The sequence below is a fragment of the Clostridium sp. LIBA-8553 genome (genome assembly GCF_057782465.1).
The window spans coordinates 2,700,671-2,716,852 of the sequence record NZ_CM173489.1 but is presented as its reverse complement, the minus strand read 5'-3'; the positions used below and the strand labels follow the sequence as shown (position 1 = coordinate 2,716,852).

Annotated in this window: 17 protein-coding genes; 13 read left to right on the top strand and 4 right to left on the bottom strand. The window is 29.4% G+C overall.

What is annotated here, in order from left to right; all coding sequences use genetic code 11:
* Positions 1-41: 41 nt before the first annotated feature.
* Positions 42-1,118 carry a GNAT family N-acetyltransferase gene (locus AC2JAQ_RS12110; RefSeq protein WP_488456673.1) on the top strand — a complete coding sequence of 359 codons (1,077 nt, stop codon included), beginning with the start codon at positions 42-44 and terminating at the stop codon, positions 1,116-1,118.
* Between the two features lie 53 nt (positions 1,119-1,171).
* Positions 1,172-1,564 carry a hypothetical protein gene (locus AC2JAQ_RS12105; RefSeq protein WP_488456672.1) on the top strand — a complete coding sequence of 131 codons (393 nt, stop codon included), beginning with the start codon at positions 1,172-1,174 and terminating at the stop codon, positions 1,562-1,564.
* Between the two features lie 34 nt (positions 1,565-1,598).
* On the opposite strand, the gene AC2JAQ_RS12100 is transcribed toward AC2JAQ_RS12105, so the two are convergent.
* Positions 1,599-2,999, bottom strand: a complete 1,401-nt coding sequence (locus AC2JAQ_RS12100; protein WP_488456671.1) for an alanine/glycine:cation symporter family protein — start codon at positions 2,997-2,999, stop codon at positions 1,599-1,601.
* Positions 3,000-3,290: 291 nt separating this feature from the next.
* A complete protein-coding gene (locus AC2JAQ_RS12095; protein WP_488456670.1) occupies positions 3,291-5,765 on the bottom strand; it encodes a transglycosylase domain-containing protein in 2,475 nt (824 codons plus the stop codon).
* 137 nt (positions 5,766-5,902) lie between these two features.
* Between AC2JAQ_RS12095 and yunB the strand changes: the two genes are divergently transcribed.
* Entirely contained in the window at positions 5,903-6,589 is a 687-nt protein-coding gene (yunB, locus tag AC2JAQ_RS12090; RefSeq protein ID WP_488456669.1) for a sporulation protein YunB, read from the top strand.
* A 32-nt stretch (positions 6,590-6,621) separates the two neighbouring features.
* On the opposite strand, the gene hpt is transcribed toward yunB, so the two are convergent.
* Positions 6,622-7,146 carry a hypoxanthine phosphoribosyltransferase gene (gene hpt / locus AC2JAQ_RS12085; protein ID WP_488456668.1) on the bottom strand — a complete coding sequence of 175 codons (525 nt, stop codon included), beginning with the start codon at positions 7,144-7,146 and terminating at the stop codon, positions 6,622-6,624.
* Between the two features lie 106 nt (positions 7,147-7,252).
* Between hpt and hflX the strand changes: the two genes are divergently transcribed.
* From hflX to AC2JAQ_RS12035, 10 genes are all read left to right on the top strand, one after another.
* Entirely contained in the window at positions 7,253-9,046 is a 1,794-nt protein-coding gene (hflX, locus tag AC2JAQ_RS12080) for a GTPase HflX (protein ID WP_488456667.1), read from the top strand.
* 129 nt (positions 9,047-9,175) lie between these two features.
* Entirely contained in the window at positions 9,176-9,631 is a 456-nt protein-coding gene (locus AC2JAQ_RS12075) for a hypothetical protein (protein ID WP_488456666.1), read from the top strand.
* 41 nt (positions 9,632-9,672) lie between these two features.
* On the top strand, positions 9,673-10,575 hold the full coding sequence (locus tag AC2JAQ_RS12070; RefSeq protein ID WP_488456665.1) for a nucleotidyltransferase domain-containing protein: 903 nt from the start codon (positions 9,673-9,675) through the stop codon (positions 10,573-10,575).
* A 14-nt stretch (positions 10,576-10,589) separates the two neighbouring features.
* Positions 10,590-11,996 carry an aminotransferase-like domain-containing protein gene (locus tag AC2JAQ_RS12065; protein WP_488456664.1) on the top strand — a complete coding sequence of 469 codons (1,407 nt, stop codon included), beginning with the start codon at positions 10,590-10,592 and terminating at the stop codon, positions 11,994-11,996.
* A gap of 5 nt (positions 11,997-12,001) precedes the next feature.
* The gene (locus tag AC2JAQ_RS12060; protein ID WP_423237770.1) at positions 12,002-12,655 is read left to right on the top strand and encodes a YigZ family protein; all 654 of its coding nucleotides are present in this window, start codon (positions 12,002-12,004) and stop codon (positions 12,653-12,655) included.
* 125 nt (positions 12,656-12,780) lie between these two features.
* Positions 12,781-13,518 (top strand): YebC/PmpR family DNA-binding transcriptional regulator, encoded by a 738-nt coding sequence (locus tag AC2JAQ_RS12055; protein WP_423237769.1) that lies wholly within the window; start codon positions 12,781-12,783, stop codon positions 13,516-13,518.
* Between the two features lie 200 nt (positions 13,519-13,718).
* Entirely contained in the window at positions 13,719-13,916 is a 198-nt protein-coding gene (locus tag AC2JAQ_RS12050; protein WP_423237768.1) for a hypothetical protein, read from the top strand.
* 27 nt (positions 13,917-13,943) lie between these two features.
* Positions 13,944-14,234 (top strand): hypothetical protein, encoded by a 291-nt coding sequence (locus AC2JAQ_RS12045; protein WP_488456663.1) that lies wholly within the window; start codon positions 13,944-13,946, stop codon positions 14,232-14,234.
* 109 nt (positions 14,235-14,343) lie between these two features.
* Complete coding sequence (locus AC2JAQ_RS12040; protein WP_488456662.1) at positions 14,344-14,790, top strand: hypothetical protein; 447 nt, start codon at positions 14,344-14,346, stop codon at positions 14,788-14,790.
* Positions 14,790-15,281, top strand: a complete 492-nt coding sequence (locus AC2JAQ_RS12035; protein ID WP_488456661.1) for a hypothetical protein — start codon at positions 14,790-14,792, stop codon at positions 15,279-15,281. Before AC2JAQ_RS12040 ends, AC2JAQ_RS12035 begins: the two co-directional genes overlap by 1 nt.
* A gap of 52 nt (positions 15,282-15,333) precedes the next feature.
* Here AC2JAQ_RS12035 and AC2JAQ_RS12030 read toward each other — a convergent pair whose 3' ends face one another.
* Positions 15,334-15,537: a hypothetical protein gene (locus tag AC2JAQ_RS12030; protein WP_488456660.1), complete on the bottom strand. Its 204-nt coding sequence runs from the start codon at positions 15,535-15,537 to the stop codon at positions 15,334-15,336.
* Between the last annotated feature and the right edge of the window lie 645 nt (positions 15,538-16,182).

The window sequence follows — 16,182 nt, the reverse complement described above, 5'->3', positions numbered from 1 at the left end:
GATAAAATACTCTTGAATTAATAAATGATTGGTGTGGTAATGTGATAGAAAAAAGAAACTGCTATAGAAGAGAGGGAAGAAAAGTTTATATAAGAACACCGTATTTAGAAGAACTGAGCTATACTGAAAAGTTATGGGGAGATATGGACAGTATGACTGATGTAGGTAAAATAATATCTTTTCCTAAGTATAAGTGGGATAGTTTCTATAAAAAGATGGTGAGCCCTACGGATGGAAGAAATCTTTATTGTTTGGTATTTGACTATGATGATAATCCAGTTGGTGAAGCAAGTTTTCATGGGTATGATTCTGTGACTAAAACCGCTAGATTAAATGTTAGAATAGAAAGTTCACAGAGGGGAAAAGGATATGGAAGTGAAGCTGTACAACTAATATTAGAATGTTTCTTTTATGAGTTTGGTGGAGTATATATGCTAGATACAGTTTCCTTGGATGGTAAGAGAGAGCGGCTAGAGAAAATAGGCTTTAAGATTATGTATAAAAACAAGGATGGATATTCATATAGATTATCTAGAGAGGATTTTACTGCAAATGTTAAGGTTTTAAAAGAAAGAAAAATTGGAATTTTTGTTTATGATCAGATGATTGTTAGTACAGTTATTTCGTTTTTGGAAATTTTTGAAAGTATAAATAAGACTTTAAATAGAGAAATAATTTCTGTAGAATTAGTAGGAACACAAAAGAATATAGTGAATAGCGGAACATATAATATAAATTTTGAAAACTTAAAATCTATAGAAGATGTGGATTTGGATGTTATAATTGTTCCTGGAAATAAGAGTAATAATTTTAAAGAAAATGATGACTTTAATAGTCTTTTAATGAATATTAATGGTTGTGAAATAGTGTTTGTGTTAGGAAATAGTATAATACCTTTTATAAAAAATAAGTTTTTAAGAGGATTAAAAACTTATTATTCCCAAGAATGGATTGAAGATATAAAGGAAGAATTAGAATTAACCACTTATTCTGATGAAGATATTATTGATAATGGAAGGCTTATAATGGTTAAGAAAAAGTCTCTTGAAGTGGAAGGAATAAAATATATAATAAAAAAATTATTTGGAGAATCAATTTTAAATAAGTTTGATTTATAGATTTTAAATGAATGCTATTTTTTGTAGCGTTATGAATAGGAGTTGTTTATTATATGATAAACATAAAATTAGATGAAGATAAGAGAGGAAAGGTTATATTTAGAGCAAATATAGATGAATGCCATAAAGAAGATAGAATATTAAAAAGAGCTTTGTTTGAGAGCAGAGTAGTTAATAATGAATTTAAGTATAATATACCAATGAAATACTTTTGGCCAATATTAAATAATATGGATAAGAAAATATTAAGATTAAGCGAAGACAGTAAAAAAGAGGTCTTAGAGTTTGCAGATGAATATGAGGAAGTTTACTATTATAGTTTTAAAGCTACACCAGCTTATATGAAAAAATGGAGAGAAGAGGGGTGTCCTCAAATTTTCAAGATGACAATAAATCCAGAAGATTTAAGCATTGAGAAAAAAGTTATATTTGAAAGATTAATATAAAAAGCTTTGAGAATGAAATCTCAAAGCTTTTTTATTATTGCCATTCTTCTACATTTTCTAGTCCAGGTATAGAAGATGCTTTAAATACAGGTTCCTTAATACCAGCTTTCTTTTGATCTGTATAATCTTTAAGAGCAAGGAAAGCGTATTTTCCTAGGAACAGTATAGTTATTATGTTTAATATAGCCATAAGACCCATGAAAAGATCCGCTAAATTCCAAACTAAATCAACTTTCGCAAGTGAACCAAATAAAACCATACCTATAACAAGAATTCTGTATGCATTTAATAGCCATTTTTTAGAGTTCATGAATTCTATATTTGTTTGACCGTAATAGAAGTTACCTACAATTGAACTAAAGGCAAATAGTAATATACAGATTGCTATAAAATAAGCTCCGAAAGGTCCTATTTCAGATACAAGTGCTTGTTGAGTTAATTCTATACCTGTTAATGTACTATCAGCATATTGACCAGAAACTAATATTATGAAGGCTGTGCATGAACAAATTAATAAAGTATCAGTGAATACACCTAAAGTTTGTATTAAACCTTGTTTAACTGGGTGTGAAACATCTGCTGTTGCAGCTGCATTAGGAGCACTACCCATACCAGCTTCGTTAGAGAATAAACCTCTCTTAATACCTTGCATAACCGCAGCACCAAGTCCACCAGCTGTTAATTGTTTTATTCCAAAGGCTGATTCAAATATAAGTTTTAATACTGATGGTAGTTCAGTTAAGTTTAAAACTACAACTATAAGAGCGATAAGTATATAAAGAACAGCTAGAACAGGAACAATTATTTCTGAAACTTTAGCTACTCTATGAATCCCACCGAAGATAACTAAGGCTGTTACTATTGCTAGTATAATACCAATAGCGGCTCTTGAAAGACCGAATGCATTACTGAATGCAATACTTACTGTGTTAGCCTGAACTGCATTAAATACGAATCCAAAACAGATTGTAATAAGAATTGAGAAAATAATTCCTAACCATCTCTTTCCAAGTCCTTTTTCCATGTAGTAAGCAGGACCACCTCTGAAAGAATCTTTATCTTTAACTTTATATATTTGAGCTAATGTGCTCTCTACAAAACTAGATGCAGAACCTATTAAGGCAATAATCCACATCCAAAAAACTGCACCAGGACCACCTACAGCTACTGCTATAGCAACACCAGCTATGTTACCAGTACCAACTCTTGATGCTGTACTTATACAAAAAGCCTGAAATGAAGAAACTCCACCTTTTTCTTTATTTGACTTTCCTATACCGTCGCCTAAAAGACGGAACATTTCTTTTATGTATCTAAATTGAACGAATTTAGTTTTAAAAGAAAATAAAAGACCTGTACCAATTAATAAAATAATTAATATATAGCCCCAAAGAAAATCGTTGAAACTAACTATCACGTTGTTAATTGCTTCCATAAATTCCTCCTTCTGTTGATATAACATTTTAAATTTTGCGTAGCATTTATAATTAATTTTAATACGAATAATAAAAAAGTGCAAGAACTAATATTTCGTTATTCATGTGTGTGATATTTGAAGGAAAAGAAATAAGTTGGTATATGAATAAAATGTTAATGGGTTATTCATGAAAAATTAGGATATTACATAGGTTGGAGTGGAAGAATGACATTAATAAAGCCACTATGAAATTTTTGTTTCATAGTGGCTTTGTTTTAATGATGATTAAAATGCAAGAAAAGCTTCGTTCTATTGCGTAATGTTGTTATCTTGACCATTTTGGTTTGAGTTATTTCCAGCTTGAGGAGGAACAATAACTTCATGATTTGTATTATTTTCTGTTTGATTTTGAGGCGGTTTAGCATTTCCACCACCATTATTATTGTTATTATTATCTGGTTGATCAGGTGGAGTATTTGGCTTTGGGTTTATTGGTTCATTAGTATTTTCACTAGGTTTAGTTTCTTCTTGTTTATTTTCTTGTTGTTTATTTTCTTCATTTGATCCAGAATTATTATCACCTGAATCAGGATTAGTGACTTTGGATTTTATATGATAATTACAATATTGAGTAGGAGCAGAACCATTAACAAACCAATCATAATAAACTCTACTACCCCTAGGATCTTGGGTACAAAGTGAAGTAGGTTTAAGACCTGAATCCATGCATACTGCAACTTTACTTATTCCACTTGGTTGTTGTATTTCTTTGTATTCTAATCCTTTATGAGCGATTCCCATTATTTTTCCGAAAATAGGAGAGGTAACAGTACCACTGCTAGTTTTCATTTCTCTAGGTTGATCATATCCAATCCAAATAGCTGCAGAATAATATGGTGTTAATCCTGCAAATAAATAGTCTCTGTCTCCAGTAGTTGTTCCTGTTTTACCAGCTACAGGTATGTTACCGAATTTAGCCGGTTTAGCAGATCCACTTTCTACTTGTTCCTTAAGCATATCATAAACTATATAAGAAGCTTGAGGACTAAATACTTGTGTCTCTTTGGGAGTACTTGTATCTAGAATTACATTTCCATGATGATCTAATACCTTTGTATATAACTTTGCATCAGTTTTAATACCATTATTACCAAAAACACCAAAGGCTGAAGCTAGGGTGTAAGTATTTCCCCCATCAGGGTTATTAGGGTCATTTTGGAATTGACCTAAGGCTGTAGTTGAAATTCCTCTAGAGTTAGGTCCGTAAACAAGTCCTAATTTCTCACCGTAAGCTATAGAGTTTGAAGCGCCTACTTCGTTGGCAACTTTTATGGCAGCTAAGTTACTGGAGATTTTAATTGCTTCTCTAAAAGTTAAAGGGCCTTTATAACTATTGTATTCATTCTTAGGTTGATCTTTATAACCTGTAGAAGCTAATTCTTTATTAGTTAATGGAGAATCATTTACTACAGAGCCAGCTCCTCCAAGTCCTAAATCAATGGCAGGACCATAAACTGTTAATGGCTTTGTTGCTGATCCTATAGATTTTAAATCATAGTAAGCTCTATTGTGAGACATAGGAGGCTGTTCACCTCTTCCTCCAACTAAGGCTTTAACATGACCTGTTTTATAGTCTATGATTGTAGCTGATGCTTGTAGTTTATAAACGCCATCTTCGTTCTGCTCATTAGGATTATTGGTTATAGCTCTATAGTTGCTTGGATTATCTAAAACTTCTTGAACATTATTTTGAAGATTTCTATCCATGGAAGTATAGATCTTTAATCCACCATTAGCTATAAGTTTATCAACTTCTTCCTGAGTATATTTGTATTTATTCATTAAGTCTTGTTTAACTTGAGTTATAGCAGGTCGTGTAAACCACTCAAAGTTAGTTTTGCTTAACTTAGTATTGGGTGTGAATTTGATGCCATTTGTATCAATTTCATTTATTGCATTGTTATATTCTTCGTCTGTAATATATCCTAGTTCATGCATTTTAAATAGTACAGATTTAGTTCTATTTAAATATCTACTTGGATTAGCTTTGTTTGCTTCTGAAAGGCCATCATAAGCAGTAGGTGCTTGAGTAAGTCCTCCTAAATAAGCACATTCAACTAATGTTAAGTCTGAAACATTCTTGCTAAAAAATCTTTGTGCAGCGGCACCAACACCATATTGATATCCACCCATAGGAATTGTATTTAAATACGTAGTAAGGATTTCATCTTTTGAAAGGTGCTTCTCTAATTCTAAAGCTAAGTACATTTCTTTAATTTTTCTTTCGTAACTAACTTCATTTGTAAGCACTGCATTTTTTATAAGTTGTTGAGTAATAGTTGAGGCCCCTTGAACCGTAGTACTTCCTGATAGTTTACTTTTAGCATTGGAAACTATAACTCCAAAAACTCTTCTAATGTCTATTCCTTTATGCTCATAAAATCTTTCGTCTTCAATAGCTACAAAAGCGTTTTTCAAATTGTCAGGGATTTCTTCAGATGTAACTACATAACGTTGTTCACGAGTTATAACATTATCCATAAAATTTCCCTGATCATCGTAAAGAATGGATGGCTGATTTAGAGATTGAATTGCCTGAACATCTAACTCTGGAGCAGAACGTATAATTGAAAGAACGTATACTCCAACTACTGTCATGGCAGTTATCCCTAGAAGCAGAATTCCTATAAAGAACCATTTTAAAAATTTTTTACCCTTCGATTGATTTTTATCTGATTTTTTCTTCTGCTTTCTATCTTTATGCTCTCTTTTTTTGTCAGTCATTTTTTCCTCCTAACATAATAAAACTTTCTATTTCTTAAAAAATTACATAATTATATTATTATATATTTAAAGAAATATTATATATTATTATAGCATAATAATATTAAGAGTAAACCAAATTATAAGAGGTGTAGTCTTTGTATTATGTAAAAAAAAATAAACGTAAAAACATAAATTTGAAAAAGTATTTAATAATAACTATAATAATCATTATTGCCAGTTTTCTGAGTTTCATATATGCTTTTGATAAAATAATTGCACCTACAGTTTTACTCGTATCAGATTCTGAAATGAGGGCTAAAACATTAGATGTTATAAATAAAAATATAGTTGAGGTTTATACAGAGAAATTTGATTATGATGATTTAATAAGTGTTGAAAAAGATTCTTCGGGAGATATAAAGATGCTTAAGGCGGATACTATAAGATTAAATGATTTGGCAACAGAGGTAGCTATAAAGTCACAAGCTGATATAAAAGAGATTGGTTCAATAGGAGTTAAGGTGCCTATTGGTTATATAACTAAAAATAATATAATGTCTTATTGGGGGCCAAGTATAACTGTTAAGATGGAACCAATAGGAAGAGTAGAGGTGTCTTATGACTCTGTTTTTGAGAGTGCAGGAATAAATCAAACTAGGCATAAGATTTTAGTAAATGTAAAAACTAATCTTAAAATAATATTACCACTTCAATCTAAAGAGGTTGAAGTGGTAAATCAAATTCCCATCTCGGATACAGTTATAGTTGGAGAAGTTCCTAAGAGTATGTGGGGAAGTAATATGCTCCAAGGAATTAATGAAAATATGGAAGATAATAATTAGGCGTTAAAAAAGGAGGTAATCCCTCCTTTTAATTATTTTTCCCAGTTAAATATGTAAGGAATATTTCTGTAGTGGTCACCATAGTTTAATCCATAACCAACAACAAATAAGTCTTCGATTTCAAAACAACAATAGTCTGGTTTTAAATCAACTTTTCTTCTAGATGGTTTATCTAAAAGTGTGCAAGTTTGAACTGATTTAGCACCTAATGATTTTACGTGATTTATAACAAAGTCCATTGTTATACCTGAATCTATAATATCATCAACTATTAAAACATCTAAACCTTCAATATTATCTGGAATATCATTTACAACCTTAACTATTCCAGTACTTTCTTCACCGTGACCATAACTTGAAGTAGTCATAAATCCTATTTGAGTTTTAGTATCAATTGCTCTAACTAAGTCAGCTGCAAATATGAAACTTCCTCTTAATAAAGATAAAACATAAAGATCTTTGTCTTTATAGTCCTGAGTTATTTTTTTACCTACAATAGCTATTTGCTCTTTAATTTGTTCTTCAGAAAGTAATATATTTCTGTTTTTATCTTCCATCATTTTCTCCCCTAACTGTGCCGTATTATTTACAATATTGTATTTATAGTATAAAATTAAATGAAAATTGTCAAGAAACATAATAAATATTACGAGGTGGTAATATATGATACATGGAAATACTGATGGCATAAGGAATTCAGTGTTAAAAGAATTAGAAGAACTTTATAAAATAAATGTACCTAAATATAGTGTTTGTACAGAAGACATAATAAATGTTATTTCTAGATTATCTTCTCAAATAGAAAGAGAGATTAGTGTAGGAATAAATAGAAAAGGAAAGGTAATTAGTGTAGCTATAGGAGACTCTTCAAGTGTAGAGATTCCATTAATAGATATACATGAAAAAAGATTATCTGGAATTAGAATAATACATACTCACCCAAGTGGAGTTTGTAGACTTTCAGCTTTAGATATATCTGCACTTATGAAATTAAAGCTTGATGTAATAATGGCTATAGCTGTTGAAGAAGGAAAAGCTAAAGATGCTTCTTTAGGATTTTGTTATGTAGAAAATGAACTTCTTATAAATGAAGAGTATCCTCATTTAACTATAGATCAATGTCTACAAATTAATATTTTAGATAAGATTAACCATGTTGAAGAGGTTATTAAAACAAGCAATGTTGAGGAAGATGATAGTGAAAGAGCTATTTTAGTTGGATGTGACACAAGAGAAAGTTTAGATGAATTAGAAGAACTTGCTAAGGCTTGTGATATACCTACTTTAGAAAAAGTATTCCAAAATAGAAGTAAAATTGATGCTGCCTTTTATATAGGAAGAGGTAAGGTTTTAGAAATTGCTAATATAAGACAGTTAACAAGAGCTAACTTAGTAATTTTTGATGATGAGTTATCAGGAGCACAGGTTAAAAATCTTGAAGCTAACTTAGGAGTTAAGGTAATTGATAGAACAACTCTTATTTTAGAAATATTCTCAAGAAGAGCTAAAACAAGAGAAGCTAAAATTCAAGTAGAGCTTGCTCAGCTTAAGTATAGAGCAGCTAGACTTATGGGACTTGGTACTGTAATGTCTAGAACAGGTGGTGGAATAGGAACAAGAGGACCAGGAGAAAAGAAACTTGAAATAGATAGAAGACATATAAAAGAAAGAATATATGATCTTCAAGCTGAACTTAAAAAAATAAAGAAAATAAGAGAAACTCAAAGAGAGAGAAGAAGTAAGGATAAAACTTCACAAGTTTCATTAGTTGGATACACTAATGCAGGAAAATCTACCTTAAGAAATACTTTATGTGAAGAATCAGCTTCAACACTAGCTACTCAAGCTAAGGATAAAGTTTTTGAAGCGGATATGCTTTTCGCAACCTTAGATACTACAACAAGAGCTATAAAGCTTCCTGATAATAGGGATATAACTTTAACAGATACAGTTGGATTTGTTAGTAAGCTACCCCACGAATTAGTTGAAGCATTTAAATCAACTTTAGAAGAGGTTATATATTCAGATCTTCTATGTCATGTTGTGGATGCATCTTCAGATAATGCGCAAGATGAAATCGTAGCTGTAGAAAAAGTTTTAGGAGAATTAAAGGCTTTAGAATTAGCTAAGATATTGGTTCTTAATAAAATTGATAAGGCTGATGAAGAAAAATTAGATGAATTAGAAGAAAAATATTCTTTAATATACAGTAAGGTAATAAAAATTTCTGCTAAGGAAAGAATAAACTTAGAAGAATTATTAAAAGCAATAAGTGAGGAGCTACCATATACTTTAAAAAGTAAGGAATATATAATTCCATATACAGCGCAACAAGTTGTAGCTTATCTTCATAGAAATGCAAATGTAAGTGAAGAAGAATATAGAGAAGAAGGCACTTATATAAAAGCAGAGGTTGATGAAGAAATAGAAAATAGATGTAGAGAGTATGAGTTATAATATTATTATCTAATCCATAGTAAAAGCTAAATTCTAATTGAATTTAGCTTTTATTCTTAAAATAGTTGCATCATAAAATATACTATATATAAGTATAATATAATAATACTAATTTTTAGGGTGAGGGTTATGGAGGTAAATGCTAATATAAGGGGAGCTAGAGAACGTGCTGGTTCAATTGATGAGGCGCTTTTAGCACAAGCAGTAGCGACAGAAACTCAAAGTACTCAAAGTGGTAATCCATGCGTAGATGATTTTAATAAGGCATTAACTCAGCTACAGGATATTTTATTAAAAGCTTCTACTATTCAAGCAAGTGTGGCTACTTTAACTATAGGTGATGAATACAGGATGTATTATGATAGAATTGTAAGACCAGCAGTAGATATTCTTTATTTTTTAAGCTTTGCAGTACAGAATACAGCATCAGCAGCAAATTTATATCAGTGTAATAATTATGGCAAAAGAGGAGAAGGAAAAAAAGCCTTAGATATTTCTTATGATTTATTAGATCAAATGGAAATAGCCCTAGAATTAATAAGAGAGTCTTTACCATGTTTATTAGAAAAAGGTAGATGTTTATAAATTTCGTTAAGATTGTATAAAGTCATTAAGGAGGGAAAAAGTTGAGTGAAATAATATTAAAGTATCAGAATTCTTTTAAGTCAGTTATATCTGATCTTCAAAGGAATGAAGAAGTTATTGGAGTTACGGCTTTTGGAAGTATAATAAACGGAGATATATGGGAAGGGTCGGATATAGATTTATTTGTTATTGTAAATGGAGAGTTTAAAGGAATAAAAGATGTTTATGGTGAAGAATTAGGAGTATCTCTTCATTTGAAGATAATATCAAAGAAATTTTTAGTTAATTTTAGCCAAGAAGAGATTACAGGCAGCACAATACATAGAAAATTTATATCATCAAAATTGATTTTTTGCAAGGATCAGGAAATTGCAGATAAATTTACTTCAATAAAATATTATATAGATGCTCACAGTGAAAAATGGAACTTAGTTTATTTTGGAGAACTTCTTCAAGATATGAATTTATATAAAAAATGTATTCATAATGAAAATTTTTATGCTGCTTTTGAAGCTCTTATGTATTCTGTAGATAGCTTTAGTAAACTTTACTTAAATTTCAATGGATATCTAATTACAAAAAGTTCTACTGGAATGCTTATGAAGTTAGATGAAAATTTTGAAAATGTGGTTAATAGTATATTTAAGGCGTCAGATAAACAAGCTTTAGAATATGTGCATTTTTATATTGAAAGTTTTTTAGAAAGAAATATTATAGGAATTATAAAAGCATTAACAGATTATATGAAGAAACAAAAGGTTTATTTGAGTTCAGAAGAAATAAAGAAATCAGAAGAGTTTCAGGGTTTTAAAATAGATTTTGAAGAGATATTAGGATATCTTTATAAGAAGAATATAGTAAAGAAAAGTGGAAGAGAGAAATTTTCAGAGTGTGGTCATAAGCTTATAACAGAAAAGGTATATCTAATAAAAGAGAGTGTTTAAATAAGGTGTGAAGTATGAATAAATTTAGGGTGGTTTTTACAGAGGGTGTATGTAAATACTTAATAATATATGAAAATATTAAAATGTTAATTGAAGAAGGAAAAGTATTAGAAGGAGAAAAGTTACCTACTATAAGAGAATTAGCAGATTTTTTAGGGGTAAATAAAATAACTATCATTAATGCTTATAAAAAGCTTGCACAAGAAGGATATGCATATCAGTCTCAAGGAAGTGGAACTTATGCTAAAAACAAGGATGTAGGAAGAAGCTTTAAACATGATTATAATGATATTTTTAGAAAGATAGCTTCTGGAGATTTAAAAAATTGGATAGATTTTACTGGGGAGACAACTAGTGCAAACTTCTTCCAAGTAGAAAAACTTAAGAATGTTCTAGATAATGTTTTAGTTAGAGATGGAGTAGAGGCATTAATATATAGTGATCCATTAGGATATTTAGAATTAAGAAGAAGTATAAATGAAGAATTTTGGAGTGGTAAAAATAATTTAGATAATATACTTATAATTTCTGGAGCTCAACAAGGAATAGATATCGTAGGTAAATCCTTAGTTAACATAAATGATAACATTGTAATAGAAAGACCGACTTACGGAGGAGCACTTTTAGTTTTTAAACTTAGAAGAGCAAATATATTAGAGATTCCAATGGAAAAAGATGGACCTAATATAGAAAAGTTTGAAGCACTATTAAAGAGAAATAAAATAAAATGTTTTTATACAATGAGCTATTTCCAAAACCCTACTGGGATAAGTTGTTCTTTAGAAAAAAAGAAAAAAATAATAGAATTAGCACATAAATATGATTTCTATATATTAGAGGATGATTATCTTTCAGAATTAGTTTATTCAGCAGATTTGGAGTACATACCATATAGAAGTTTAGATTCTGAGAGGGTTATATATATAAAAAGTTTTTCTAAAATTTTTCTTCCAGGAATAAGAATGGGCTATTTAATAGCTCCAGATAAGTTTAAAGAGGAATTCCAAGCTTTAAAGGTTAATACTGATATAGCTACATCAAGTTTAATGCAAAGAGCTCTTCAAGATTATATTGCAAAAGGTTATTGGAAAGAACATATAGAAATACTAAATAAGGAATATTCTAAAAGATATAATTTTATAAAAGAACTTATAAATAATAAATTAGGAAATAAGGTTTCTTTTCAGGAGCCTAAGGGAGGACTAAATTTATTCTTAAAAATCAATAAGAACATAAACATAACATCTAAAGAGTTATTCTATGAATTGAAAGATAGACAAACCATAATAACTCCAGGTAATATATTCTTCAAAAATCCTAATGATGGAGATAAAAGCTTTAGAATTGGATTCTCTCAGATAGATTATAGTAAAATAGAAAAAGGAATAGATAATATATACGATGTTTTAAAAGGTAGGTAGATATTATGAATTATATAACGGTAAAAAAAGCAGCTGATGATAGATTCGAAGAGAAAAAATCAGTTTTTATAGGCTATGTTAAAAGAGTTACAACAGAAGAAGAGGCTAAGGAATTTGTAGCTGAAATAAATAATAAGCATAAGGATGCTAGGCATAATTGTTATGCTTATGTTATAGGACAAAATATGGGAATACAAAGATATAGTGATAATGGTGAGCCACAGGGGACAGCAGGTATTCCAATATTAGAGGTAATAAAAAAACAAGGAATAACAGATTGTGCCGTAGTAGTAACTAGATACTTTGGAGGAGTATTATTAGGTACCGGGGGACTTACTAGAGCTTATACTAAAGGCGCAGCCATAGCTATAAATGCAGCGGGTGTTGTAGAAAAAGTAGAGGGAGCAATGCTTTGTACCGAGATAGATTATGACCTTTATGGAAAGATTCAATATATATGTGGTCAAAATAATTGGCACATAGAAGATACAGAGTTTACTGATAATGTTAAGATATATATATTGGCAGAAAAAACTACGATTCCAGAAATAGAAAAAAGCTTTACAGAAGCAACAAATGGAAAAGCTATAATGAGTACTGATTTAGAAGGGGTATATTTTAAAGAAGGAAATAGACTTTATGAAAGTTTTGATGAGTAAGCTTTAACTACAGAAAAGAGCCAAGTTGAAGAGAAAAAATCTCTATGATATAATATTTAGGTGTTATTTCAAGATATTTAAAGAAATTTAAACTATAGTTCACATATATGTTAGGAGGAATAAGGATGTCAGGACATTCAAAGTGGCATAATATACAAGCTAAAAAAGGTAAGATGGATGCCAAAAGAGGAAAAATATTCACTAAGATAGGAAAAGAGATAGCTGTTGCCGTTAAAGAAGGTGGAGCAAACTTAGATGGTAACTCAAGATTAAAGGATGCAGTAGCAAAAGCTAAGGCTGCAAACATGCCAAATGATAACATTCAAAGAGCTATAAAGAAAGCTGCTGGAGAAGGAGATTCAGTAAACTACGAATCAATAGTTTATGAAGGATACGGACCATCAGGAGTAGCTGTAATGGTTGAAGTATTAACAGATAATAAAAATAGATCAGCTGGTAATGTAAGAAGTGCTTTCACTAAAGGTGGCGGAAACATGGGTACATCAGGATGCGTTGGTTTCATGTTCCAAAAGAAAGGTGAAATAGTAATAGAAAAAGCTGATTTAGATGAAGATGAAATAATGATGATGGCTTTAGATGCTGGTGCAGAAGATTTCGCATCAGAAGAAGAAGTATTCATAGTTACAACTTCACCAGAAGATTTTGGTACAGTAAGAGAAGCTTTAGAAGCTGAAGGATTAGAATTCTTAGAAGCATCAGTTAAAATGATACCAGATACTGAAACTGCTATAAACGAAGATGATGCTAAGAAATTCCAAAAGATGTTAGACTTACTTGAAGATGACGATGATGTTCAAGAGGTTTATCACAATGCTGAATTCCCAGAAGGATGGGATGAATAATATCTTTTAAATAAGATATTTTCATTTTGTAATATAGACCTTCTTTTATCAAATGATTTGATGAGAGAAGGTCTTTGCTTTATATAGGTTTTATATAAGGCTATATTTTAAGGAAATATTGATTTTTAGATAGACCTTAAAATCTAACTTAATTTTTAAAGGTATTGAAAGGAATTGTTTTTATGTCTGGTGAGTTTTTTATGGTTTTATTTGAAGGGGAATATGGGGAAGCAGTTGCATATTGTGGAGACTCTGAAATTGAGGCATATAAGAAGTTTAAAGAAAGAAGTAAACTTTATAGACCTAGGATTATTAAAGCCAATGTAAAAAGAAGATTAATATTAGGAACACCTTTTATAATGAGTTATGATACTATTGAGGTTATAAAAGAGAGTTAAATATCATAATTTTTATGGGAGGGAAATATGGAAATACTATTTGGAATATTAATCATAATACTAGTAATAGCATTTATATTTATAAAAGCATTTTGTGAAAATAAAAGTTTTATAGAGATAATGCTTATTAGTATTGAAACAACTTTAATGGCAATAGTCTGTCTTTTATTTAGAGATGATTCTACTAGTGACTTAAATTTTTTATTAGGTTTAGTTGGTGGGGGATTGTTCATAATAGCTCTAATTGTCAGTATATATGGGGCTAAGAAAAATGGAGATCTTAAAAAACTAAAGGATAAGATTTTTATAAAAATATAAGGTGATTAACAGATAGGTATAGAGGAAAAGAATTTGAGTAAAAACATAGATTTAATCTACTAAGGATTATAAATTAATAAATATATACAAAGGAAAGGTGGAGACTAAAATGAAAAAGTCAGTACTAATAAAGATTGTTATAGTTATTTTAGTGATAATAGGGGCTGTTTTTGGATACAAATACATAAATAATAAAACAGCACCGAATGGAACTAAGGGTGATAAAACAATAACTGTAACAATTAAAGATCAGGAAAATAATAAAGTAATTGTTGATAATGAGGAATTCAAAACTAATGCAGTAACATTAGGAGAATTTCTTAAGGAAAACACAGATAGATTAAAAGTTAAGATGGATACTAGTCAGTTTGCAAGTTTTGTAGTAGGACTTGAAGGAATTGAGACTAAAGATATGAAAGTAGGTCCATGGTGGATGTATTCATATAAATCACCAGAACAAAATTTAGATTATAAAATTGGTGAGGCTCCAGGTGTAGATAGTATAAATATTCAAAATGGAGATAGTGTACAATTTGTATTTACTAAATCAATGTAATGACTACTAAAAGAATTACACAAGGAGCATTACTTGCGGCAATACTTTATGCAGTTTATTTTATGGGTTCCTTTGTTCCATATTTAGAACTTGTAAGTTTTGTTATTTTACTTTATGGAACATCTCTTCCAAGAAATCTTGGGTGGTATTCTGCTTTAGTATTTTCTATTTTAGTTATATTAACAAAGGGATTAGCACCATGGAGTCTCATGTATATAGTGGTATTCCCACAATATGTACTTATATATAATTTTATAGCTAAAAGAACGGATTCAGAGTATGTATATGCTTTTTTGGGAGCTATACTATCATTTTTAATGGGATCCTTAATTCAACTTCCTTACTTTTTAACTGCTGGATTAGGAGTGAAAGAACTTTGGGTAACTATTTTATTAGGATTTCAGGTTTCTTTAGGAAATGCAGTTTGCACAGTAATTGCAACATTATTTTTATATAATCCATTAAGTAAAGTATTAAAAAAATCAATCTAAAATAAAAAGGTATTTTCTTAGTTAAGAAAATACCTTTTTTATTTATTCACTTTTAAGATGGATGAGGCCCACAGCCAACATCAATTAATGGATTACCACACTTTGGACAAAGGAATTTACCATTTTCTTCTTTGGGTGAAACAATAGGTCCATGTGTATTACAATGCCAATAATGTGGAGAATCGTAGGTACAGGTCTCAGTTGCTTCTACATTTAATGAAGTTAAATTTGGATTTTCCCATTTTTTTAGTTTCATATATTCTTTCCCCTCTTTACATGTAATATATTTAAAATATTATAATTATTTACAATAATTTACAATTAAAATCATATTAAATATATTTTAATAATATATAAATATTATCAAGTTTATAAACTAAGTTTTTGTAAATATATAAAATTAGTATATTTACTTTATAAGAATTTTAAAAATATTTTTATGGGATAAGGTAACAATGGAGTTTTTGAAGGAGAAAATCATAAGAAAAAAGCAGTAATATTTTAATAGACTTAAGATTAAATAATTCTATATAAATAGTACTGCTTTTACTTATTATTAATAAATATTAATCTTTAATGTATTTCTTTTTCTTAGTTTCCCTTAGTGAGGTTGAAAAAGCTGTTATAAGCATTATTAAAAAAGTTAATATAAATAATAATTCCATGTGACCTCCTTAAGTATAAATAAAATTAGACTTAATTGGATTTTTGCTCTAAATTAAATTTACGTATTACCATATAAAAAAGTACCTTTTAATTATATAAAGTAAGATTTTAATAGAGTTTTGTAAATATAAATACATTAATAATTAAATAATATAACAGTATTTTAACATACATAATATGGAAAGATATTAACTCTTTGTAAAAAAACTATTGGTATTTATAAAAATAAAGAAAA